The 22511-nt window shown below is 46.0% G+C and carries 24 protein-coding genes; 23 read left to right on the top strand and 1 reads right to left on the bottom strand.

What is annotated here, in order from left to right; translation table 11 throughout:
* Window positions 1–58: 58 nt before the first annotated feature.
* A complete protein-coding gene (locus tag M654_RS16205; protein WP_026587918.1) occupies window positions 59–994 on the bottom strand; it encodes a Na/Pi symporter in 936 nt (311 codons plus the stop codon).
* Between the two features lie 185 nt (window positions 995–1179).
* Between M654_RS16205 and rpsU the strand changes: the two genes are divergently transcribed.
* The 23 genes from rpsU to cccA all read left to right on the top strand — a co-directional run bounded on the left by rpsU (window position 1180) and on the right by cccA (window position 22459).
* Entirely contained in the window at window positions 1180–1353 is a 174-nt protein-coding gene (rpsU, locus tag M654_RS16200; protein ID WP_003183654.1) for a 30S ribosomal protein S21, read from the top strand.
* A 14-nt stretch (window positions 1354–1367) separates the two neighbouring features.
* Window positions 1368–1814 carry a GatB/YqeY domain-containing protein gene (locus M654_RS16195; protein WP_026587917.1) on the top strand — a complete coding sequence of 149 codons (447 nt, stop codon included), beginning with the start codon at window positions 1368–1370 and terminating at the stop codon, window positions 1812–1814.
* Window positions 1815–1959: 145 nt separating this feature from the next.
* Entirely contained in the window at window positions 1960–3285 is a 1326-nt protein-coding gene (locus M654_RS16190) for an NfeD family protein (protein WP_035428196.1), read from the top strand.
* A gap of 24 nt (window positions 3286–3309) precedes the next feature.
* Window positions 3310–4302 carry a flotillin-like protein FloA gene (gene floA, locus M654_RS16185; RefSeq protein ID WP_026587915.1) on the top strand — a complete coding sequence of 331 codons (993 nt, stop codon included), beginning with the start codon at window positions 3310–3312 and terminating at the stop codon, window positions 4300–4302.
* Window positions 4303–4331: 29 nt separating this feature from the next.
* Window positions 4332–4769, top strand: coding sequence for a hypothetical protein (locus tag M654_RS16180; RefSeq protein WP_026587914.1), 438 nt, complete (start codon window positions 4332–4334; stop codon window positions 4767–4769).
* Window positions 4770–4832: 63 nt separating this feature from the next.
* Window positions 4833–5114, top strand: a complete 282-nt coding sequence (gene yqfC / locus M654_RS16175) for a sporulation protein YqfC (protein WP_026587913.1) — start codon at window positions 4833–4835, stop codon at window positions 5112–5114.
* Between the two features lie 16 nt (window positions 5115–5130).
* Window positions 5131–6327 carry a sporulation protein YqfD gene (yqfD, locus tag M654_RS16170; RefSeq protein ID WP_026587912.1) on the top strand — a complete coding sequence of 399 codons (1197 nt, stop codon included), beginning with the start codon at window positions 5131–5133 and terminating at the stop codon, window positions 6325–6327.
* A complete protein-coding gene (locus tag M654_RS16165; RefSeq protein ID WP_026587911.1) occupies window positions 6324–7283 on the top strand; it encodes a PhoH family protein in 960 nt (319 codons plus the stop codon). The genes yqfD and M654_RS16165 overlap by 4 nt, the downstream gene beginning before the upstream one ends.
* 109 nt (window positions 7284–7392) lie before the next feature.
* Complete coding sequence (locus M654_RS16160) at window positions 7393–9477, top strand: HD family phosphohydrolase (protein ID WP_142246141.1); 2085 nt, start codon at window positions 7393–7395, stop codon at window positions 9475–9477.
* Complete coding sequence (ybeY, locus tag M654_RS16155; RefSeq protein WP_026587909.1) at window positions 9474–9950, top strand: rRNA maturation RNase YbeY; 477 nt, start codon at window positions 9474–9476, stop codon at window positions 9948–9950. Before M654_RS16160 ends, ybeY begins: the two co-directional genes overlap by 4 nt.
* A complete protein-coding gene (locus M654_RS16150; protein ID WP_026587908.1) occupies window positions 9928–10308 on the top strand; it encodes a diacylglycerol kinase family protein in 381 nt (126 codons plus the stop codon). Before ybeY ends, M654_RS16150 begins: the two co-directional genes overlap by 23 nt.
* A gap of 133 nt (window positions 10309–10441) precedes the next feature.
* Window positions 10442–10852, top strand: coding sequence for a cytidine deaminase (locus M654_RS16145; protein ID WP_026587907.1), 411 nt, complete (start codon window positions 10442–10444; stop codon window positions 10850–10852).
* Complete coding sequence (gene era, locus M654_RS16140; protein ID WP_026587906.1) at window positions 10833–11738, top strand: GTPase Era; 906 nt, start codon at window positions 10833–10835, stop codon at window positions 11736–11738. Before M654_RS16145 ends, era begins: the two co-directional genes overlap by 20 nt.
* A 156-nt stretch (window positions 11739–11894) precedes the next feature.
* The gene (locus M654_RS16135; RefSeq protein ID WP_077736405.1) at window positions 11895–12038 is read left to right on the top strand and encodes a YqzL family protein; all 144 of its coding nucleotides are present in this window, start codon (window positions 11895–11897) and stop codon (window positions 12036–12038) included.
* Between the two features lie 37 nt (window positions 12039–12075).
* Complete coding sequence (gene recO, locus M654_RS16130) at window positions 12076–12846, top strand: DNA repair protein RecO (RefSeq protein ID WP_026587905.1); 771 nt, start codon at window positions 12076–12078, stop codon at window positions 12844–12846.
* A 352-nt stretch (window positions 12847–13198) separates the two neighbouring features.
* Window positions 13199–14086, top strand: a complete 888-nt coding sequence (gene glyQ, locus M654_RS16125) for a glycine--tRNA ligase subunit alpha (RefSeq protein ID WP_026587904.1) — start codon at window positions 13199–13201, stop codon at window positions 14084–14086.
* The gene (gene glyS / locus M654_RS16120) at window positions 14079–16118 is read left to right on the top strand and encodes a glycine--tRNA ligase subunit beta (protein WP_026587903.1); all 2040 of its coding nucleotides are present in this window, start codon (window positions 14079–14081) and stop codon (window positions 16116–16118) included. The genes glyQ and glyS overlap by 8 nt, the downstream gene beginning before the upstream one ends.
* A gap of 200 nt (window positions 16119–16318) precedes the next feature.
* A complete protein-coding gene (locus tag M654_RS16115) occupies window positions 16319–16957 on the top strand; it encodes a transcriptional regulator CcpN (protein WP_026587902.1) in 639 nt (212 codons plus the stop codon).
* 25 nt (window positions 16958–16982) lie between these two features.
* A complete protein-coding gene (locus M654_RS16110; protein ID WP_026587901.1) occupies window positions 16983–17795 on the top strand; it encodes a pyruvate, water dikinase regulatory protein in 813 nt (270 codons plus the stop codon).
* 264 nt (window positions 17796–18059) lie between these two features.
* Window positions 18060–18551 carry a YaiI/YqxD family protein gene (locus M654_RS16105; RefSeq protein ID WP_026587900.1) on the top strand — a complete coding sequence of 164 codons (492 nt, stop codon included), beginning with the start codon at window positions 18060–18062 and terminating at the stop codon, window positions 18549–18551.
* A gap of 32 nt (window positions 18552–18583) precedes the next feature.
* Window positions 18584–20407: a DNA primase gene (gene dnaG, locus M654_RS16100; protein ID WP_026587899.1), complete on the top strand. Its 1824-nt coding sequence runs from the start codon at window positions 18584–18586 to the stop codon at window positions 20405–20407.
* A 202-nt stretch (window positions 20408–20609) separates the two neighbouring features.
* On the top strand, window positions 20610–21731 hold the full coding sequence (rpoD, locus tag M654_RS16095; protein ID WP_003183609.1) for an RNA polymerase sigma factor RpoD: 1122 nt from the start codon (window positions 20610–20612) through the stop codon (window positions 21729–21731).
* Window positions 21732–22099: 368 nt separating this feature from the next.
* Window positions 22100–22459, top strand: a complete 360-nt coding sequence (cccA, locus tag M654_RS16090; RefSeq protein ID WP_026587898.1) for a cytochrome c550 — start codon at window positions 22100–22102, stop codon at window positions 22457–22459.
* Window positions 22460–22511: the final 52 nt, after the last annotated feature.

Raw genomic sequence — 22511 nt, 5'->3', positions numbered from 1 at the left:
GGCTTTTTTGCGGATTTACAGACGGCTGCTGCCGCGGTACCACAGTTAGAGCAATACATTAGCGGGCCTGGCCGTTGTTTGGGATGAGGAACATGATAAACGAATGAAATAAATGGGTCAGCGGCAAAAACAACAGCGAAGTCACAACGTTAAACAGCAGGCTGAAATGGGCGATCTGCTGTGCCGGACTTGCCGAAAGGGCGGAAATAAATCCGGTTAAAGATGTGAGCAGCGGATAGACGGCCGCCACGCCGATCACATTGAACAGCACATGGGCATAAGCCGTTTGCTTGGCGGCGGGGCCCCCTTTGAAAGCCGCCATGACTGCAGTAATGCATGTCCCGATATTGGAGCCGAGGACAACGCTCATCGCCTCAGTCAGTCCGACGACCCCCTGATCCATAAAGCTCATCAGAATGCCAACACAGGCCGAGCTTGAATGTATGATGGCAGTCAGCACCGTGCCGATGAGAAGTGCGTAAAGTGATGAATGTTCGACCAGGCGGACGATATAGGCGCCTGAGTCAAGCTGTGACAAGGGAACGGCAAGCCTGCTGAACCCGCTGATGCAGAAAAAAATCACGCCCAAACCGATCAGGCTCACCCCGACATGCCGAAAGGGCGGTTTTCTGGTGAGGAAAAGGACCGCGCCAACCGCAAAAAGGGCGAAAATCAAAAATTCCAGCTTGACGGCCAAAAATTCAGTTGTGAATGTGGAGCCGATGTTTGTCCCCAAAATCAGCGGAATCGAGCGTTTAAAAGAAAGAGCGCCGATGCTGACAAACCCGATGACGATCACCATAAATGCCGAACTGCTTTGCAGAACGCCTGTAAACACTATGCTCACCAGGAAAGCCTTCAATGGATGATCCGTAAAAAAAAGCAGGCGCTTTTCAATCTTCTCGAACGTCAGGGAGATCAGGCCTTTTCTCAGCATGCCCATGCCCGCCAGAAAAAGGCTGATCTGCAGCACAAATAAGATCAAGATCAGCATCAGATTTTCGAACAGCCTCCTTTATAAATGTATACAGACAAGCTGCCGAAATGATGACTAAACAATAAAACAATCTCGTTTGGTTGACCTTGCCGAATGCTTATATTATAATGTCAAGGTACATGTTTAAATGTATGTCTTTTTTTAAAGCAGTCGATTGGTGTATTCGGAGGGAGGGAAAGAGAATGTCAAAAACGGTCGTTAGAAAAAACGAATCGCTTGAAGATGCTCTTCGTCGCTTCAAACGCAGTGTATCAAAGACAGGTACTTTGCAAGAAGCAAGAAAGCGTGAATTTTATGAAAAACCTAGCGTAAGACGCAAGAAAAAGTCTGAAGCTGCCAGAAAGCGCAAATACTAAAAGAGGGTGGATTTATGAGTCTTCTTGAGCGTCTGAATCAAGACATGAAGCTCTATATGAAAAACCGTGAGAAAGACAAACTGACTGTCATTCGCATGGTGAAGGCTTCGCTTCAAAACGAAGCAATCAAGCTTAAGAAAGACAGGCTGACCGAAGATGAAGAACTGACTGTTCTTTCTCGTGAATTAAAACAGCGTAAAGACTCCCTCCATGAATTTTCAAACGCTAATCGTTCAGATTTAGTAGATAAAGTTCAAAAAGAGTTAGACATTCTGGAAGCTTATATGCCTGAACAGCTGACGGAAGAGGAATTGCTTGCGATCGTAAACGAAACGATCGCAGAAGTCGGCGCCTCTTCAAAAGCGGACATGGGCAAGGTGATGAGCGCGATCATGCCGAAGGTTAAAGGCAAGGCTGACGGCGGCCTCGTCAATAAGCTTGTCAGCAAACAACTGTCTTAAAGAAAAGGACATCTTTCACCATTTGAAAGGTGTCTTTTTTTATGCGCGGTCATAAAAATAGAAAAGGAGTAAAAATCTGAAACCTTTGATACATTTACAACGTATGTAATGTTAATGATAAAGGAGGAAGGAGGAGTCAAAATCGGTGCTGTTGAAAAAAAGTAGAATTTTAGTTGCTGTGGCGTGCGGTTTTGTTTTATTCTTATTATTAAGCGTTCATTTGACCGTGAAAGCCGATGCCGATGGAGACAAAGTGTATGTGATCCCGGTCGAAGACACGGTTGAAAAGGGACTCTCAAAATTTCTTGAGCGCTCATTTCAAGAAGCAAAAGAGATGAATGCCAAGCATATTATTTTGGATATCAATACCCCCGGCGGAGCGGTTGACGCAGTCCTTGATATGGCTGATACGATACATAACTCCGACATTCCGGTGACCGCTTATGTCAACAGAAGGGCCCTTTCGGCAGGCGCGTACCTCGCCTTGAATGCAGACGACATTTATATGGCGCCCGGCGGAAAAATGGGAGCCGCGGCGATCATTGATGCAGAGGGAAACGCTGCTGATCAAAAGGCGGAATCTCTGTGGCTGGCGGAAATGGAAGATGCGGCCAAAAAAAACGGCCGTGATCCAAAATATGCGCTCGCGATGGCAGATCCGGACGTTGACGCCAAAGAAGTAGGGGCGCCAAAGGGAGAGCTTTTGACATTGAGCTCTGACAAAGCGTTGAAAGTCGGCTATTCGGAAGGCACGGTCTCAAGCTTTGACGACCTTTTAAAAAAGCTGAATTTAAAAGGGGCCGAAATCGAGCATGCTGAAGTGAGTTTTGCCGAAAAAGTGGCGCGCTTCCTCACACATCCGGTCGTGATTCCGATTCTTCTTTCAATCGGAAGCCTCGGGCTGATCGTCGAACTCTATTCACCGGGCTTTGGAATTCCCGGCTCTATGGGCCTTGCGGCGCTGATGCTCTTTTTCTACGGCCACCTTGTGGCTGGGCTCGCCGGAATGGAAACCCTCCTTCTGTTTATTGCCGGTATCATATTGATTATTTTAGAACTTTTTCTGCCGGGCGGCATCGCGGGAATTATCGGCCTCACAGCCGTTGTTCTAAGTCTCTTTTTAGCATCGGGAAGCGTGACGGTCATGGCCGTCTCGATTTTGATTGCAACCGCTGTTTCGATAGCGGCATCCATTCTACTGACAAGGGTGTTGGGGAAAAGAATGAAATTCTTTAAAAAATTAATATTAACCGACTCTACCAATTCGGAAAGCGGCTATGTCTCAAATGAAACCCGGCGCGATCTGATCGGGAAAACCGGTGTCACATATACACCGCTCAGACCGGCCGGAACGGTTATTATCGGCGATGAACGGCTCGATGTCGTTTCCGAAGGTTCGTTCACCGCAAAGGATAGGAAAGTCAAAGTGGTGAAAGTGGAAGGCTCGCGCATCGTCGTGAGAGAAATATAAACCATACTTTTTAGGAGGAATATTATGGATCCGTCAACTCTATTACTTTTGGTTATCATTGCAGCCGGCATCATTTTATTAGCTGTCTTCTTTACATTTGTTCCGGTGATGCTGTGGATCTCGGCCTTGGCCGCAGGCGTCAAAATCAGCATTTTTACACTGATCGGTATGAGGCTCCGCCGCGTCATTCCAAACCGCGTCGTCAATCCTTTGATCAAAGCGCACAAAGCGGGACTGGATGTAGCCATCAACCAGCTTGAAAGCCACTACTTGGCCGGGGGGAACGTCGACCGCGTTGTCAATGCGCTGATCGCCGCCCAACGCGCTAACATTGAATTGACATTTGCCAGATGTGCGGCCATTGATTTGGCTGGACGCGATGTGCTTGAAGCCGTTCAAATGAGCGTTAATCCGAAGGTTATTGAAACACCGTTTATCGCGGGTGTTGCGATGGATGGAATCGAAGTGAAGGCGAAAGCGAGAATTACCGTTCGTGCAAATATTGACCGCCTTGTCGGGGGTGCAGGCGAAGAGACAATCATCGCCCGTGTAGGTGAAGGGATTGTTTCGACGATCGGTTCGTCTGACAATCATAAAAAGGTGCTTGAAAATCCGGATATGATTTCACAAACGGTCTTGAGCAAAGGTTTGGATTCAGGCACGGCTTTTGAAATTCTGTCGATCGATATCGCTGACGTGGACATCGGCAAAAACATCGGCGCCATTCTTCAAACAGACCAGGCTGAAGCCGATAAAAACATCGCTCAGGCCAAAGCGGAAGAACGCCGCGCCATGGCGGTTGCCCAAGAACAGGAAATGCGGGCCCGCGTCGAAGAAATGCGCGCCAAAGTGGTCGAGGCGGAAGCGGAAGTTCCGCTTGCGATGTCCGAAGCATTGCGCAGCGGAAAAATCGGGGTCATGGATTATCTCAATATGAAAAACATCGATGCCGACACAGATATGCGTGATTCCTTTGGTAAAATGACGAAAGACCAAAATGAAGACGATCATAAATAAACAAGCCCCCGTAAAAAGGAGGGAGCGCATTGCTTGATTTATTGTTCGATAATCCGATCATCATGGCAGTCATCGTCGGAATCATTTCCGTCATTTTCAACAAGATCGGAAAAAATGATGAAAACGAAGAAAATAATCGCAAAAAAGCGCCTGAACAGCGCAAAACAAAAGCGCCGAAGCAGCAGGAAAAGCGCCATCAGACAGCGGAAAAGCCAACTGCAAAGCCCGCTGCCATGAAAAAGAGCAATGACCTCGTTCAGGAGCTTGAAAGAATCAAAGCGGATGCCGAACGGTCGATGCCGGCTGTGGAACGGGCTGTCAAAAAGCAAAGCAAGCGGATGTTAGAGCCGCATGCCGAACGGCTTGACATCAATAAGAAAAGTGTTGTCCAAGGAATTGTCCTCGGTGAAGTATTCGGTCCGCCGCGCTCAAGAAAACCGCATTACACGATGAGGCGCCGCCCTTAAAAATTAAAGTGTTAGAACCCCTTTCTCACTCATACATATGAGATGAAAGGGGGTTCTTTTTTTATGGCGCAAAAGAAAAATCGATTTAAAGCGTGGCTGACAAGAACATTGGAAATTCCCCCTGATGTCATGATGGATCTTCCGCGAATGACGATGATAGGGAGACTTCACATATATATCGAGAATCATAGAGGGCTTTTGCTTTTCAGCGACCGTGAAGTAAGGCTGCTGCTGAAGCAGGGGCAGTGCATCATCCAGGGCAAGGACTTTGTCATTAAAACGATCCTGCCTGAGGAAATTTTGCTTGAAGGCACGATAGAGCTCGTCCGCTATATCGATTCATAAGTCAGGGGGAAGAGACGTGAAGAATAAATGGCTTTCTTTTTTCTCAGGAAAGATTCAGCTTGAAGTGACGGGAATGGGAATCGAACGTTTATTAAATGAGTGCACAAGGCGCGGCATCCCGATGTTTAATGTGAAAAAAAAGAAAGACTCTGTCTTTCTTTATATTCTGCTTTCCGATGTACATGCCTTTCGAAAAGTCATCAGGACCTTTGACTGCAAATGCCGTTTTTTAAAACGGAAAGGCCTGCCTTTCATCATCAGGCAATCGATGCGAAACAGCGGGTTTACTTTGGGGATCGCAGCTTTTTTTATCATCATGTTCCTCCTTTCCAATATGCTGTGGAAGATTGACATTTCCGGCGCCAATCCGGAAACAGAGCACCAAATCAGGCAGCACCTTGACCAGATCGGAGTGAAAAAAGGCCGCTTTCAATTCACCATGCTGACCCCGGAGAACATTCAGCAGTCGCTGACAAAGAGCGTTGAAAATATTACTTGGGTCGGCATCGAATTAAACGGGACAGCCCTTCACATGAAAGTGGTGGAGAAAAATGAGCCTGATAAGGAAAAATACATCGGTCCAAGGCATATCATCGCCAAAAAAGAAGCGACCATCTCCAAGATGTTTGTTGAAAAAGGAGAGCCGCTCGTTACGGTGAATCAGCATGTTGAAAAAGGGGAGATGCTCGTTTCAGGGCTGATCGGAACAGAGGATGAGAAGCAAAAGGTCGGCGCCAAAGGCAAAATTTACGGTGAAACATGGTACAAGTCTAAAGTGACGGTACCGCTTGAGACATCATTTGATGTTTTTACGGGTAAAGTAAGGACAAAGCACAAGCTCTCCATCGGTTCACTTTCCGTTCCTTTTTGGGGATTTGCATTGAAAAAAGAAGAGCTTTTGCGTCCGAAGACCGAAGTCGAAAAACATTCGCTTCACTTCATGAACTTTAAGCTTCCCATCGCTTATGAAAAAGAAACGACGCGGGAAAGCGAACAGGTCAAAAGGGTGTATACCAAAAAAGAAGCGGTTCAGGAAGGCATCAAAATGGGAAAAAGGGACGTCCGGAAAAAAATTGGCGAAGATGGGGACATTATCAATGAAAAAGTTTTGCACGAAACGAGTGAGAATGGTAAAGTTAAATTGATCATCCTTTACCAGGTTATTGAAGACATTGTTCAAACAACACCAATCGTTCAGGAGACTAAAGAATGACAGAACACTTACTTGCGATTAATCAGCAATTGGAAAGTCCGAATGAAGCTCAGGCGCTGTTTGGAAATCAGGATTCGCATCTAAAAATGATGGAGGAAGAGCTGAACGTCTCGATTGTTACACGGGGTGAAACCGTTTATGTAGCCGGTGACGAGAACACGTTTCAAATCGTTGACAGCCTGCTCGCGTCCCTCTTGAATCTGATCCGCAAAGGAATTGAGGTTTCTGAACGGGATGTCATCTATGCGATCAAGATGGCGAAAAAGCACAAGCTTGAGTTTTTTGAAAGTATGTATGAAGAGGAAATTACGAAAAATGCCAAAGGGAAGCCGATCAGAGTCAAAACCATCGGGCAAAGAGAGTATATCACGGCAATGAAAAAGCACGATTTAATCTTTGGCATCGGTCCCGCCGGAACGGGAAAAACCTATTTGGCGGTCGTAAAAGCCGTTCATGAACTGAAAAACGGACGCATAAAAAAAATCATCTTGACGAGGCCGGCCGTTGAAGCAGGAGAAAGCCTCGGCTTTTTGCCCGGTGATCTGAAAGAAAAGGTCGACCCTTATTTAAGGCCTTTGTATGACGCCCTCCACGATGTGCTCGGAACGGACCATACAGCGAGGCTCCTTGAAAGGGGAACCATTGAAATCGCGCCGCTCGCTTATATGAGGGGCCGGACGCTTGACGATGCCTTTGTCATTTTGGACGAAGCGCAAAACACGACGCCTGCACAAATGAAAATGTTTTTGACGAGATTGGGTTTTGGTTCTAAAATGGTCATTACAGGCGATATTACGCAAATCGATTTGCCAAAGGGAGTCAAGTCAGGACTTGCCGTCGCGAAAAGCATGCTCCTTGATATCGAAGGAATTTCATTCGTTGAACTGGATCAGACAGATGTGGTCAGACATCCGCTTGTCGCCCGAATTATCGAAGCATACGAACAGACAAAATAACTCCGAATGGCCCGATCGCCCGCTATCGGGCCATTTTTTAGTTTCTCGCCGGAAAGAGGTGCTATTGTTGAAAAAGAAAAAAAGAGGCGGTAAAAACCGGCTTACCCGAATGGAAAAAGCCCGTTTTCTCCCCGTTATTCTTTATACAGCCATATCAGCGCTGATGTTTATTCTGCTTTTTTTCCATGTCAGACCCGAGTCGCTTGATCTTGATTTGTTTTCAATCAGCGAAAATACGATTTATGCACCGGCTACGGTAGAAGACCAAAAGGCAACATCTGCCAAAAAACAGGAAGCAAGGGAAGAGGTCCCCGATCAGTACACCCTGAAAAAAGAGTACTCTGACAACAGGGTCGATCTTGTATCGTCTATCTTCGACATCATTAAAGAAGTCAAAAAAGAAAGCGGGGATCAAAAGGAAAAAAAACAGATTAAATCCGTGGAAGAAAAATTGACTTCTGATGTGACGGACTCCCTGTCAGAGGACTCTGTCAAAAACCTTTTGCGGGCGAGCGACGGAGAGCTTTCCATGACACAGGATTCGGTCATAACGGCCGTCAACGATGTGATGAGCAAAGAAATCCCTGCCGGAAAGCTTGACGAAGCAAAAGAAAATCTTACAAAGGAGCTGAAGGGCAACTCGGTCCCTTCAAAACTGAAGAATGCCGCCAATGAAATCGGACGCTTTGCGATCATCCCCAATTATGTCTATGATCCCGACAAAACGGAGCAAAAGCGCCAGGAAGCGGCGGACAGCGTTCAGCAGGTGCAGATCAAGCAGGGGCAGATTCTCGTTGAGGAAAATCAGCTGATCGACAGGGAAGTGTACCGGAAGCTTCAATTGACGGGGCTGTTAAGTGGAGCCAATATATTTAAACCGGTCGGCGGACTGCTGCTTTTGATCGCGCTTTTCATCTCGGCATTGATTTACTATTTTGAAAAACAATACAGCAATCGGCTGCCGAAGACGAAATCGCTGATGCTCTTTTCCTTGATAACAGCGATGGTATTGATCGTCATGGAAGTCATCAGCCTGTTTCAAGAGCTCGAATTCAGCCATATCGGCTATATCGTGCCCATTGCAATGGGCGTCATGCTGATCAAGCTGCTGATTAACGAGCGGCTGGCGATTCTCGCGAGCATGATCCTTTCCATCTGCGGAAGCATGATGTTTAACCAGGGTGTCACAGGCACTTTTAACTATGCGATCGGAACGTATTTCTTAATTAGTTCGATAGCGGGCATACTGTTTTTAGGAAAGCATAATGCCAGAACAAAGATCCTTCAGGCGGGACTGTTTGTTTCGTTTGTCAACATCGTTGTCATGTTCACCCTCCAGCTGATTCAAAATACGGCCCAATCCGGTCTGGAGATGGGCACATATCTCGTGATGGGAGCTGTTTCAGGCATTGGATCTTCCGTTCTTGTCCTCGGTTTCATGCCGTTTTTTGAAAGCGGGTTCGGGATCTTGTCGACGATGAAGCTTCTTGAGCTTTCCAATCCGAATCACCCGCTCCTGCGCAAAATTCTGACTGAAACACCGGGAACCTACCATCACAGCGTCATGGTTGCCAATTTATCGGAGGCGGCGTGCGAAGCGGTCGGAGCGAACGGATTGCTAGCAAGGGTCGGTGCGTATTATCATGATATCGGTAAGACGAAACGGCCTCAGTATTTCATCGAAAACCAAATGAATATTGACAATCCGCATGACAAACTGTCACCGCAGCTGAGCAAAAACATCATCATCTCGCATGCGACAGATGGAGCGGACATGCTGAGGGAGCATAAAATGCCGAAGGAGCTCGTCGATATCGCCGAACAGCACCACGGTACATCCCTGCTCAAGTTTTTCTACTACAAAGCTAAGGAAAAAGGCGATCAGACGACAGAAGAAGAGTTCCGTTATCCGGGGCCGAAGCCGCAGTCAAAAGAAGCGGCGATCATTTCCGTGGCCGACAGCGTGGAAGCCGCCGTCAGGTCGATGCACAACCCGAATCCGGAAAGGATTGAAAAGCTTGTGCGCGGCATCATTTCCGACAAGCTTCAAGACGGGCAATTTGATGAATGCGATCTGACTTTAAAAGAACTGAACATCATTGCCAAGACGCTATGTGAAACGTTAAAAGGCATTTTCCATTCCCGGATCGAATATCCGGAGGCCAATCCAAAACAGAAGGTGAAACAATCATGAGTTTAAATCTCGATATCTCAGATGAAACAGGGCGTCTCTCAGAGGGGCAGCTCGAGGAAATTGAAAAGCTTCTTCAATTTGCGGCGAAGGAAGAAGGCGTCGCCGATCAGGCCGAAGTGTCCGTTACGGTCGTAGGGAATGAAGAAATACAGGAAATCAATAAAGAATACCGGGGGAAAGATTATCCGACAGATGTCATCTCATTTGCTCTTGAAGAGGACGGTGAGGGAGAAGTGGAGATTATCGGCGCCGACATGCCGCCCGTTCTCGGCGATATCATCATCAGTGCAGATAAAGCGGAAGAACAGGCGGAAGAGTACGGACATTCCTTGATGAGAGAGCTGGGATTTCTTGCGGTTCACGGCTTTTTGCATCTGCTCGGATATGACCATATGACAGAGGAAGAAGAGAAAATCATGTTCACTAAGCAAAAGGAACTGTTAAATCGCTATGGGCTTTCAAGATCATCATAAACAAAGTGAATGGATCAGGCTGAGAAAAAGCTTTTCACACGCCTTCACGGGAATTTTGAAAACGTTCATGTCCGAGCGCAATTTTCAAATTCACACCGGAGCCGCAATCGTTGTGATCGCTTGCGGCTTCATCTTCAGGCTGACCGCTTCGGAATGGGCCGTCATTTTGATCCTCATCGGCGGAGTGCTTGCATTGGAGCTCATGAACACCGCGGTTGAGCATGCTGTCGACCTTTTCACAAAAGAGAATCATCCGCTGGCAAAAGCCGCTAAGGATGCCGCGGCAGGAGCGGTTTGCGTGTTTGCCTTTGTTTCGTGTATCATTGGATTACTCATCTTTTTGCCAAAATTGTTTTGATCAGCGTATGCGCCCTGGCAAAAGATTCTTACAAAAATTTTACATTTTTGATTTGGGCGTGAAATAACAGCCATTTTTATGTAAAATAAAAGTGTTAGCGGTATCATCGCCGCTATAGGAAGGAATACACACATTGAACAAACAAGAATTGATTACAGAAGCGTTAAAAGCAAGAGAATATGCATATGTTCCGTATTCAAAGTTCAAAGTGGGAGCCGCCCTCTTGACGGAGGACGGCAAGGTGTACAGAGGCTGCAACATTGAAAATGCTGCTTACAGCCTGTGCAATTGCGCCGAACGGACGGCATTATTCAAGGCGTATTCCGAAGGTGAAAAAGCCTTTAAGATGCTCGCTGTTGCCGCTGATACACCGGGGCCCGTTTCACCGTGCGGAGCATGCAGACAGGTCATCTCTGAACTTTGTTCAAAAAACATGCCTGTTGTTTTAACCAATCTGAACGGCCAAGTGAAAGAAATGACGGTTCAAGAATTACTGCCAGGAGCTTTTTCATCGGAGGATCTAAATGACACAGAACAGCTTTAAATCAGGATTTGTGTCCATCATCGGACGACCAAACGTAGGAAAATCTACTTTTTTAAATCGCGTGATCGGCCAAAAAATCGCCATCATGAGCGACAAACCGCAGACAACGAGAAACAAGGTGCAGGGTGTTTTGACCACCGGAACTTCTCAAACGATTTTTATCGATACGCCCGGCATTCATAAACCGAAGCATAAGCTGGGCGACTTTATGATGAAAGTGGCGCAAAACACGCTGAAAGAAGTCGACTTAATTTTGTTCATGATCAATGCGGCGGAAGGGTATGGAAAAGGCGACGAATTTATTATCGAGCGCTTAAAAGGGCTGAACACTCCCGTTTTCTTAATCATCAATAAAATCGACCAGATTCACCCTGATGAACTGCTTCCGCTTATTGATGAATACAGAGCCAGATACCCTTTTAAAGAAATCATCCCGATTTCCGCCCTGGAGGGGAATAATACCGACACTCTTCTAAGGCAAATTGAAGATTATTTGCCGGAAGGTCCGCAGTTTTACCCGAGTGACCAGGTGACCGATCATCCAGAACGCTTTATCATTTCTGAGCTGATTCGGGAAAAAGTGCTGCATCTGACAAGGGAAGAGATCCCTCACAGCATCGCGGTCTCGATTGATTCGATCGAAAAACGGGAAAACGGGTCTGTACATGTGAGTGCGACCATTGTCGTCGAACGCGATTCGCAAAAAGGAATTGTCATCGGTAAGAGAGGCAGTCTGCTGAAAGAAATCGGCAAACGGGCACGGGTTGATATCGAAGCGCTGCTCGGCTCATCGGTTTATTTGGAGCTGTGGGTCAAAGTGCAAAAAGACTGGCGCAATAAGATGTCTCAGCTTCGTGATTTTGGATTTAGAGAAGACGAGTATTGATCGGCACACTTGACCGGGTAGTCGTTACAAAATCTCTCGAAATCAAAGCGATATTAGAAAAAATTGTTTAACATGAAATGGAGGATTCAAGGTCAAGATAATCTTAAGAATTTGGATGTTTGAAAAGCTAGTTATAAACAGAAAGGTGGGGCTTTTATGTTGAATTTTACTTGGAATGTATTTTCACAAACAGGAAACGTTGATACGTACCTCCTTTTCAAGGAATTGGAGAAGGAGAACCTGGAAAGACCCGAAGCACTTGACGAAGAGCTAGCAGAAGTTGACTTTCCAATTTTGTGATCAAGCTTGACCCCTCCGATTTTTGGATGGTGCACATATGCTGACGAAATGTGAAGGTATCGTCATTCGTACAAATGATTACGGAGAATCAAATAAAATCATTACACTGTTAACGAGGGAAAATGGGAAAATCGGCGTGCTGGCCAGGGGGGCAAAAAAGCCGAACAGCCGCCTGTCCGCCATTTCCCAGCCGTTTCTTTATGGCTCGTTTTTATTCAGAACGTCATCAGGTCTCGGCACATTGGAGCAGGGCGAAATGATCGATAGCATGCGGAATATCCGGGAGGATCTTTTTTTAACGGCATATGCCGCATATATCGCAGAATTAATTGATAAGGGGACTGAGGAAAAGAAGCCGAATCCGTTTTTATTCGAACTGCTTCTTCAGTCGATGAGAAGGCTGAATGACGGTACAGATCCCGACATCATCACCAATCTCATCGAAGTCAAAATGCTCGGTGTGCTCGGCCTGTATCCGGAATTAAACGAATGTGTCCACTGCAAAAGTAAGGAAGGCACATTCCACTTTTCCATTCGGGACAACGGCTTCATTTGCCATCGCTGTTTTGCGAAAGATCCGTACAGGGTTCCGCTGTCTCCTGCATCCGTAAGGCTCTTGAGGCTGTTTTTTTATTTTGACCTTTCAAGGCTTGGCAATGTATCGGTCAAACAGGAGACGAAAGAGGAGCTGAAAACAGTCATCCAGCTTTATTATGATGAGTACTCCGGGATTTATTTGAAATCACGGCGCTTCATGGAGCAAATGGACAATATGAAAAAAATGCTGGGGAAAGAAAACAAAAGTTGACATCCTCTTCATCTTTTTATAAGATCATGTCATAAAGATTGCGGGATCTAAAAGTCCGCTTATAAGTTTCAATAATGTGTTGCGGCGACGGAAAGAAGTAGTTGCGCCCCCTCATTGAAGCGACCCCGGGACGGTGAAAGCCGGGGATGAGAGCGTAATGAAAGGCATTCCATGAGCAACTTTTAAAAAAGAGGCTGGGACGAATCTCTCAGCAATTAGGGTGGAACCGCGGGAGAACTCTCGTCCCTATGTTTGTGGGAAAACAAGCATAGGGACGGGAGTTTTTTCTGCTTAAAACTTTAGCCCTATGCCAATATGAAAAAACGAAACACGTTCTGTGGAGGTGCTTGATTTGAATATTCAAGAAATGATTCTGACACTGCAAAAGCATTGGTCTAATGAAGGCTGTGTCCTTTTGCAGTCGTACGATGTTGAAAAGGGCGCGGGAACAATGAGCCCCTATACATTTTTGCGGAGCCTCGGGCCGGAGCCGTGGAAGGTAGCGTATGTTGAGCCGTCAAGGCGCCCGGCTGACGGAAGATACGGCGAGAATCCAAACAGGCTTTACCAGCATCATCAGTTCCAGGTCATCATCAAACCGTCTCCGGACAATATTCAGGAGCTGTATTTGGATTCATTAAAAGCGCTCGGAATTGATCCTTTGGAGCATGATATCCGGTTTGTTGAGGACAACTGGGAAAACCCGTCACTCGGCTGCGCAGGGCTCGGCTGGGAAGTATGGCTTGACGGCATGGAAATCACCCAATTCACGTATTTCCAACAGGTCGGAGGTCTTGAATGCAAGCCGGTTTCCGTTGAAATCACATACGGGATTGAGCGGCTTGCTTCATACATTCAGGATAAAGAAAATGTCTTTGATCTGGAATGGACAGACGGCTATACGATCAGAGACTTATTCTTGATGGCCGAATACGAGCATTCAGTCTACACGTTTGAGACATCTGATGTGGAGATGCTGTTCGAACTGTTTGCCACATATGAAAAAGAAGCGATCAGGCAAATGGATCAGGGACTCGTTCATCCGGCGTATGATTATGTCCTGAAATGCTCCCACACGTTCAACCTGCTTGATGCCAAAGGAGCCATTTCCGTTACGGAAAGGACAGGATACATCGCAAGGGTCAGAAACCTGGCTAGAAAAGTAGCTAAAACGTATTATGATGAACGCGAAAAGTTAGGCTTTCCAATGCTGAAGGAGGAAGAGGCTTCACATGAGTAATCAAGATTTGCTTTTAGAAATCGGACTGGAAGAAATGCCGGCTCGTTTCATGCACGACAGCATGACCCAATTGGGGGAAAAGCTTGAAAGCTGGCTGAAAGACAAAAAAATCGCGTACGGGGAAGTCAGGCTTTTTAACTCGCCGAGAAGGCTTGCCGTCCTTGTCAAAGATGTTGCTGAAAAACAGGAAGATGTGAAGGAAGAAGCCAAAGGACCGGCAAAGAAAATCGCCCTTGATGAAAACGGTGAATGGACGAAAGCGGCAATCGGTTTTTCACGGGGACAAGGGGCGAGCCCGGAAGACCTGTATTTTAAAGATGTAAAGGGAACAGAGTATGTATTTGTACAGAAATTCCAAAAAGGCCAAGAGACGATGACACTTCTTCCCGAGCTCCGCGATTTGGTGACAAGTCTCCATTTTCCGAAAAATATGCGCTGGGGCAGCGAGGAGCTGAAATACATCAGGCCGATTAAATGGATTGTCGCCCTTTTCGGCAGCGAGATTGTTCCGTTTTCTGTCGCCCATGTTGAAAGCGGCCGGGTGACGGAAGGACATCGCTTCCTCGGCAAAGCGGCGGAGCTTGGTTCGCCTGCAGAATACGAAACAAAACTGGAAAGCGAATTTGTCATCGCTGATCCGGCAAAGCGAAAGCAGCTGATCACGAAGCAGCTGGATGAATTAGCCGCGGAAAAATCATGGGATATTCCGAGAGACGAAGGTTTATTGGAGGAAGTCAACCATCTGGTTGAATATCCGACCGTTCTGTTCGGAGCATTTGAAGAAGAGTTCCTTTCCATTCCTGAAGAAGTCCTTGTGACAACGATGAAGGAACATCAGCGCTACTTCCCTGTCAAAGACGAAAACGGCAGTCTCCTCCCTTACTTTGTGACGGTGCGCAACGGGAATGACCGCGCTCTTGAAAACGTTGCGAGAGGGAATGAAAAGGTGCTGAGAGCCCGCCTTTCAGATGCAGCCTTCTTCTATAAGGAAGATCAAAAACTGAATATCGAAGAGAATGTTGAAAAGCTTGAGAAGATCGTCTTCCATGAAGAGCTCGGTTCGCTCGGAGACAAGGTAAGGCGTTCAAGCGCAATCGCAGAACGAATCGCCCGGAAAATCGGTGTCGATCAAGAAACGCTTGAGCTGATTCAACGCGCTTCACACATTTCCAAATTCGACCTTGTGACCCATATGGTATACGAGTTCCCTGAGCTTCAAGGTATCATGGGTGAAAAATATGCGCGGATGCTCGGCGAAAAAGAAGAAGTGGCGCTTGCGGTCAATGAGCATTACATGCCAAGGCAAGCCGGCGGACAGACGCCGTCATCAGTCATCGGTGCCGTTGTCGCTTTAGCCGATAAGCTTGATACTGTGGCTTCATTTTTCAAAATCGGTGTGATTCCGACCGGATCTCAAGACCCGTACGGATTAAGACGGCAGGCGAGCGGAATCGTGCAAATTCTGCTGGACCGGAATTGGGGAATTTCCTTTGAGGAGCTCGCCTCTTTTGCAGGGCAGGAAGAAAACAGCGAACTGCTTGATTTCTTCAAACTGCGCCTTAAATATGTCCTGACAGCTGAACACATCCGTTATGATATTGTCGAAGCCGTGCTTGAAAGCACCGGTCTTGAGCCGTATTCAGCGCTCAAAAAAGCCGTTGTGCTGGAGAATGCAGCCGCCAAGCCGGACTTTAAAGAAACGGCCGAAGCGCTGGCCAGGGTCATCTCGATCAGCAAAAAAAGCGGAGACGGCCATGTGGATGCGTCCCTGTTTGAAAACACTCAGGAAGAAATGCTCTTTAAAGCTTATGAGGAAAGCAAACGTCGGATTGAAGGCTTTTATGAAGCAAAAGATTTTGATGGTGCCTTCAGCGAACTGTCTAAGCTGAAAACACCGATTGAAGCATATTTTGATCATACGATGGTTCATGCTGAAGATGAAAGATTAAAAGAAAACCGCCTGGCGCAAATGGCAAGTCTGGCGGAGCTGATTCGCTCTTTTGCAAACATCGATGCCATCATTGTAAAATAAACGGCAAAAGACGGTTGCTGACAGCCCGGCAATCGTCTTTTTTAAACTAACGGTATCGATTTTTCACATCCCTGTCAAAATGTGCCTGTCTTTTTCATAGAATCCAAATATAATTGCTGTTATTTTCGCGGCTTTATGCGTTATAATATGTTATCGACTTTTATACATATTGCACGAAACACGGGGCTGACTTAAAGGTGGTGAGTACAATCGAACTAAATAAACGTCAGGAGCAAATTTTGCAGATCGTCAAAGAGAACGGACCGATCACAGGGGAGCATATAGCGGAGAAATTGAATTTGACAAGGGCCACTCTCCGCCCGGATTTGGCGATCTTGACAATGTCGGGTTTTTTGGAAGCAAGGCCGAGAGTCGGCTATTTTTATACCGGAAAGACAGGCACGCAGCTCTTGGCAGATAAGCTTAAAAAGCTGCAGGTAAAAGACTTTCAGTCCATCCCGGTGGTGATCCATGAAAATGTTTCCGTCTATGATGCGATCTGCACGATGTTTTTAGAGGACGTAGGAACGCTTTTTGTCGTTGATGATAATGCCATCTTAGTCGGTGTACTTTCACGAAAAGACTTGCTCAGAGCAAGCATCGGCAAGCAGGAGCTCCCTTCAATTCCCGTCCATATTATCATGACGAGAATGCCGAACATTACGCTGTGCAGGCGTGATGATTTCATTTTGGACATTGCCAAAATGCTGATTGAAAAACAGATTGATGCATTGCCTGTTGTAAAAGATACGGAAAAAGGCTATGAAGTGGTGGGGAGAATCACCAAAACGAACATGACAAAAATCCTTGTCAGCTTATCTGAAAATGAAATCATGTAGAGCAAACAACAAATGGGGGGATATCATGAGTAACCGCACGATTTATGTTGTATCCGACTCTGTCGGCGAAACCGCTGAACTCGTAGTCAAGGCGGCGATCAGTCAATTTAACGGTTCATCTGAACATACCAATATCAGGCGGATACCTTATGTGGAAGACCGCGGAACAATTAAAGAAGTGATTGCACTGGCCGAAGCGGACGGCGGCATCATCTGCTTCACCCTCGTCGTGCCGGAGATTCGCGAATTTTTAATTGCCGAAGCAGAGAAAGCGAATGTTGTCTATTATGATATTATCGGCCCCTTGATCGAAAAAATGGAATCCGTCTACGGTTTCAATGCAAAATATGAACCGGGCCGGGTTCGTAAGCTTGATGAAGATTATTTCAAAAAGGTGGAAGCGATCGAATTTGCCGTGAAATATGATGACGGCAGAGATCCGCGGGGCATTCTGAAGGCGGACATCGTGCTGATCGGCGTGTCAAGAACGTCCAAAACCCCTTTATCGCAATATTTGGCCCACAAGCGTCTCAAGGTGGCCAACGTGCCGATCGTTCCGGAAGTGGATCCTCCTGAAGAACTTTTTTCGGTTGACCCCGCCAAATGTATCGGGTTGAAAATCAGCCCTGACAAGCTGAACCATATCCGCAAAGAGCGCCTGAAATCGCTCGGTCTCAACGACAAAGCGATCTATGCCAATATCAACCGCATCAAAGAGGAGCTCGAATATTTTGAGAAAATCGTGAACCGCATCGGCTGTGAAGTCGTAGATGTATCGAATAAGGCGGTCGAGGAAACGGCCAACATTATCCATAACATGATGACAAAAAGGGCCTAACGAACAAAACTCAGGACACCCCATCCTGGGTTTTTGCTTTGACGGTATCGGGAAAGTTGAAAATGATAGCATCTTTTACCCATTTGTATTATAATAAAAAATTGTGATAAAATAATTAACTTTTAGGTTTAAGCTAAGTACAGAACGAATAAACTATTATGGGTATCGTGTCAAGAATTTCAAGAAAAAAACTTTCGACAAATTCTTATAGCTCGATCGTTTTTAAACCTGTGTGATTTTGCCTGTATTTATAGCAGGAGATTGATGGAGGGATGGAGAATTAGTCTTCTTGAAAAAGAAAGGACGATTTTTGTCGATGCAGACGCATGCCCGGTAAAAGATGAAGTGTTAAAAACAGCAGCGGACTTCCGAGTGAATGTCGTTTTTGTGGCCTCATTTGAACATTTTCAAGTCACGAGGAAGGAAGAAGAGAATTGGCATTATGTCGATCCTCATAAAGAAGCTGCCGATCTGTATATTGCCAACCATGTTCGTCCCGGCGATGTGGTCGTCACACAAGATATCGGGCTTGCATCGCTCTTGCTGGGCAAAAAGGTCTTTGTGATGTCGGAGAGAGGCTTTCTTTTCAAAGAGAGTTCCATCGACCATGCTCTATACCGCCGTCACGTCTCACAAAAATTGAGAAGAAGCGGACGCCATACAAAAGGCCCGAAAAAATTGGTCAAAGAAGACCGGGAGCGATTTGTCAAAGAGCTGCAAAAAATCTTGTCGAAAAATGAAGGATTTACGTATTAAGCAGCGAATTATGTACGACGGAGTGTTGGAACATGGGCAATCGTATACCAGATGAAATTGTGGAACAAGTACAAAAATCAGCCGATATCGTTGAAGTAATTGGAGAGTACGTCCAGCTAAGAAAACAGGGGCGTAATTATTTTGGGCTCTGTCCATTTCATGGTGAGAATACACCATCTTTTTCCGTTTCTGGAGAAAAACAGATTTTCCATTGTTTTGGATGCGGAGCCGGAGGAAACGTTTTTTCATTTTTAAGACAGATGGAAGGCTATTCATTTGTTGAAGCGGTGTCCCACTTGGCGGACAAATACCGCATCGATCTTCCTGAAGCGGCTATTTCAACAACCGCCGCTACCGGCAGCAGCTCAAATGAACAGAAAATGGCGGAAGCCCATGAGCTGTTAAAGAAATTTTACCATCATTTGCTGGTCAATACAAAGGAAGGTCAGGAAGCGCTCGATTATCTGCTCGAGAGAGGCTTTAAGATGGAACAGATCGAGCAGTTTGAAATCGGATATGCTCTTGATTCATGGGATTTCATAACGAAATTTTTGGAACGGAGAGGTTTTGATGCCGCACTGATGGAAAGAGCAGGGCTCATTATCAGGCGCGAAAACGGGGACGGTTATTTCGACCGCTTCCGAAACCGGATTATGTTTCCGATACATGACCATCACGGCACAACCATTGCTTTTTCCGGCCGGACGTTCACGGGTGAACAGCCGAAATATATGAACAGCCCGGAAACGCCGCTCTTTCGAAAAAGCAGGCTGCTCTATCATTTTCATCAGGCTCGCCTTCATATCCGCAAAGAAGAGAGGGCGGTCCTGTTTGAAGGATTTGCCGATGTCATATCAGCCGTTAGTTCGGGTGTGAAAGAATCGATCGCGACGATGGGGACATCGCTCACTGAAGAGCATGCAAAAATCATCCGGCGCAATGTCGGTGAAGTGATCCTGTGCTATGACTCGGATCAGGCCGGCTATGAAGCAACGCTGAAAGCGGCCGACATTCTTCAGAAAAAGGGCTGCACGGTCAAAGTGGCCATGATACCGGACGGACTGGACCCCGATGACTACATCAAAACATTCGGAAGCGAAAAGTTTAAGCGGGATGTAATAGGGGCCAGCGTCACCTTAATGACCTTTAAAATGAACTATTTCCGCAAGGGGAAAAACCTTTCAGATGAAGGAGACCGCCTGGCCTACATCAACGATGTGCTCAAAGAAGCCAGCATGCTAAGCGGGCCTTTGGAGCAGGAAATATATCTCAAGCAGCTGGCAAATGAATTTTCAATTTCATTCGATTCCTTAAAGGATCAGCTATCCGTCTTTATTAAGCAGGTTGCGGGGCGCAATAAGGAGAGCAGCCGTCAGGAATCAAACGAAAAGCGCGCAGCTATCTCGCGCTCCCCGCGAAAGAGAACGGGGCTGCGGCCGGCACATGAGAATGCGGAACGGATGCTGCTCGCCCACATGATTCATGACCGCGATGTCATCGGTAAGGTGTTGGAGCGGGTGGGTTTGGAATTCAACCTTGACCAGCATCGCGCTGTTGCCGCTTATCTGTATGCCATGTATGAAGAGGGGGCTGAGATTTCCACCCAGCAGCTCTTCAATAGAATCGAGGATCAGGAGCTTGCTCAGCTCCTGACGGATATTTTAATGCTTCAGGTAAACGAAGAACTGAGCGAAGCAGAATTATCTGATTATGTAAAAAAAGTGTTGAATTATCGAAATTGGTCAATGATAAAAGAAAAAGAAGCTGAAAGGGCTGAAGCCGAAAGGCAAAAAGATTTCCTCAAAGCGGCTGCATTGGCTCAAGAAATCATAAAGTTGAACCGTTCGCTCAAATAAAACGTTATATCTAATAGGATGGGCTTTTGGCAATGAATCCTTACGGAGGAGCAAATGCTTGTCCTAATCACATATTGTCAATTTATGATTGCTTTTACGTGAAGCTCTAGACTAGAAAGAAGGCTTTCAACGTGAAATAGGAACAAATAAAGCGGGATGCTTTTTAGAATTCGTCTGTAAGTTTGGAAGGAGGGATCCATGAATGGCTGATAAACAAGCGCACGAGACCGAAACTGAATTCACGTTTGAACAGGTAAGGGACCAATTAACAGAGGCCGGAAAAAAACGTGGTGTGCTCACATATGAAGAAATTGCTGAGCGCATGTCCAGTTTCGATATCGAATCAGACCAAATGGATGAGTATTATGAATTTTTAGGAGAGCAAGGTGTTGAATTAATTAGTGAGAACGAAGAAACTGAGGATCCTAATATTCAACAGCTGGCCAAGGCCGAAGAAGAATTTGACCTGAATGATTTAAGCGTGCCCCCGGGCGTTAAGATAAATGATCCTGTCCGGATGTACTTGAAGGAAATCGGACGGGTAAACCTTTTATCCGCGAAAGAAGAAATTGAATACGCGAAAAAGATAGAAGAAGGCGACGAGGAATCAAAGCGGCGTCTGGCTGAAGCGAACTTAAGGCTTGTCGTCAGCATCGCAAAGCGCTACGTCGGCCGCGGAATGCTTTTCCTAGACCTGATTCAAGAAGGAAACATGGGTCTGATGAAGGCTGTTGAAAAGTTTGACTACCGCAAAGGATACAAGTTCAGCACATATGCTACATGGTGGATCAGACAGGCGATCACAAGAGCCATTGCCGACCAGGCGAGAACAATCAGGATTCCTGTGCATATGGTGGAAACCATCAATAAACTGATCCGTGTGCAAAGACAGCTCCTTCAGGATCTCGGCCGCGAACCAACGCCTGAGGAAATTGCTGAAGACATGGATCTGACACCGGAAAAAGTCCGTGAAATCCTGAAGATCGCTCAGGAGCCGGTATCACTCGAAACTCCGATTGGTGAAGAAGACGATTCACATCTGGGTGACTTCATTGAAGATCAGGAAGCAACGTCTCCGTCAGATCATGCAGCATATGAACTTCTGAAGGAACAGCTGGAAGATGTGCTTGATACGCTGACAGACCGTGAAGAAAACGTTTTGCGCCTTCGCTTCGGTCTAGATGATGGACGGACAAGGACGTTGGAAGAAGTTGGTAAAGTATTCGGGGTAACAAGAGAACGAATTCGTCAAATAGAAGCTAAAGCACTTCGTAAATTGAGACACCCAAGCAGAAGCAAACGTTTGAAAGATTTTCTCGAATAAGTTGAACGGGTCACAAGATCCGTTCTTTTTTCAATCTTTTTTATGAAAGCGCTATTATTGGTAAACTCGATTATATTTTACTTAATTTCTTTCGATATTGCAAATACTTGTGGAAGTTCATTTTAAGCCATTATAACCTTGAGATTGCCGGAAAAGCCCTTTATAATTGTTACTGTAACCGTATTCAAAATATGGTTTTCAAATGGCAAATCAAAAAATCAGGATGATCGGCTTCTTTGTTCATCATTTTGTCTAAAGTGTGAACTTCATCAGCTTTTGTTTCATAACCGGTTTACTTTTTGTAAAATTAAAGTAGAATTAGAAGTGTTTACATAAGGGGCTGGGTTAATTAAAAAGGGGGATGTAAAATGAACCGCAATCCGTTGATACCATTTCTGCTTATTGCCATTATGGGCATTGCACTAGTTTTTTTCCTTTCATTCAAGGGATTGAATGATGCAAAAGAAATTGCGGGTGAAGGAAATAAAACCGCTGAAGAAAGCAAAGCGGATGCGTCGCCTGAAGAAATTTACAAGGCGAACTGTGTGACTTGTCATGGTGAAAACTATGAAGGTGTTTCAGGTCCCAAGCTAAAAGGAGTCGGCGATCACATGGATACAGCTGCCATTAAGGAGAAAATTCAAAAAGGCGGAAACGGAATGCCCGCCGGACTTGTACCGCCTGAAAAGCTTGATGAGATGGCCAAATGGGTGTCAAACATTAAATAGGTATCCAAAAAGTCCTTTTACAAAGGGCTTTTTTATTTGGCGGCAAGGCGCT

The sequence above is a fragment of the Bacillus sp. NSP9.1 genome, assembly GCF_000465465.2.
Classification (GTDB): domain Bacteria; phylum Bacillota; class Bacilli; order Bacillales; family Bacillaceae; genus Bacillus; species Bacillus sonorensis_A.
The sequence above is the reverse complement of the archived record's forward strand: the minus strand, read 5'-3'. Positions and strand labels throughout refer to the sequence as shown.

Excerpts from the sequence above, each read along its gene's own strand:
- M654_RS16165 (WP_026587911.1), top strand. The coding sequence starts at position 6,324 with ATGACAGAACACTTACTTGCGATTAATCAGCAATTGGAAAGTCCGAAT.
- glyS (WP_026587903.1), top strand. The coding sequence starts at position 14,079 with ATGAGTAATCAAGATTTGCTTTTAGAAATCGGACTGGAAGAAATGCCG.
- yqfC (WP_026587913.1), top strand. The coding sequence starts at position 4,833 with ATGGCGCAAAAGAAAAATCGATTTAAAGCGTGGCTGACAAGAACATTG.
- M654_RS16110 (WP_026587901.1), top strand. The coding sequence starts at position 16,983 with ATGAGTAACCGCACGATTTATGTTGTATCCGACTCTGTCGGCGAAACC.
- rpoD (WP_003183609.1), top strand. The coding sequence starts at position 20,610 with ATGGCTGATAAACAAGCGCACGAGACCGAAACTGAATTCACGTTTGAA.
- M654_RS16135 (WP_077736405.1), top strand. The coding sequence starts at position 11,895 with ATGTTGAATTTTACTTGGAATGTATTTTCACAAACAGGAAACGTTGAT.
- era (WP_026587906.1), top strand. The coding sequence starts at position 10,833 with ATGACACAGAACAGCTTTAAATCAGGATTTGTGTCCATCATCGGACGA.
- ybeY (WP_026587909.1), top strand. The coding sequence starts at position 9,474 with ATGAGTTTAAATCTCGATATCTCAGATGAAACAGGGCGTCTCTCAGAG.
- floA (WP_026587915.1), top strand. The coding sequence starts at position 3,310 with ATGGATCCGTCAACTCTATTACTTTTGGTTATCATTGCAGCCGGCATC.
- M654_RS16150 (WP_026587908.1), top strand. The coding sequence starts at position 9,928 with ATGGGCTTTCAAGATCATCATAAACAAAGTGAATGGATCAGGCTGAGA.
- M654_RS16160 (WP_142246141.1), top strand. The coding sequence starts at position 7,393 with ATGGAAAAAGCCCGTTTTCTCCCCGTTATTCTTTATACAGCCATATCA.
- rpsU (WP_003183654.1), top strand. The coding sequence starts at position 1,180 with ATGTCAAAAACGGTCGTTAGAAAAAACGAATCGCTTGAAGATGCTCTT.
- dnaG (WP_026587899.1), top strand. The coding sequence starts at position 18,584 with ATGGGCAATCGTATACCAGATGAAATTGTGGAACAAGTACAAAAATCA.
- M654_RS16195 (WP_026587917.1), top strand. The coding sequence starts at position 1,368 with ATGAGTCTTCTTGAGCGTCTGAATCAAGACATGAAGCTCTATATGAAA.
- M654_RS16205 (WP_026587918.1), bottom strand. The coding sequence starts at position 994 with ATGCTGATCTTGATCTTATTTGTGCTGCAGATCAGCCTTTTTCTGGCG.
- cccA (WP_026587898.1), top strand. The coding sequence starts at position 22,100 with ATGAACCGCAATCCGTTGATACCATTTCTGCTTATTGCCATTATGGGC.
- recO (WP_026587905.1), top strand. The coding sequence starts at position 12,076 with ATGCTGACGAAATGTGAAGGTATCGTCATTCGTACAAATGATTACGGA.
- M654_RS16105 (WP_026587900.1), top strand. The coding sequence starts at position 18,060 with ATGGAGGGATGGAGAATTAGTCTTCTTGAAAAAGAAAGGACGATTTTT.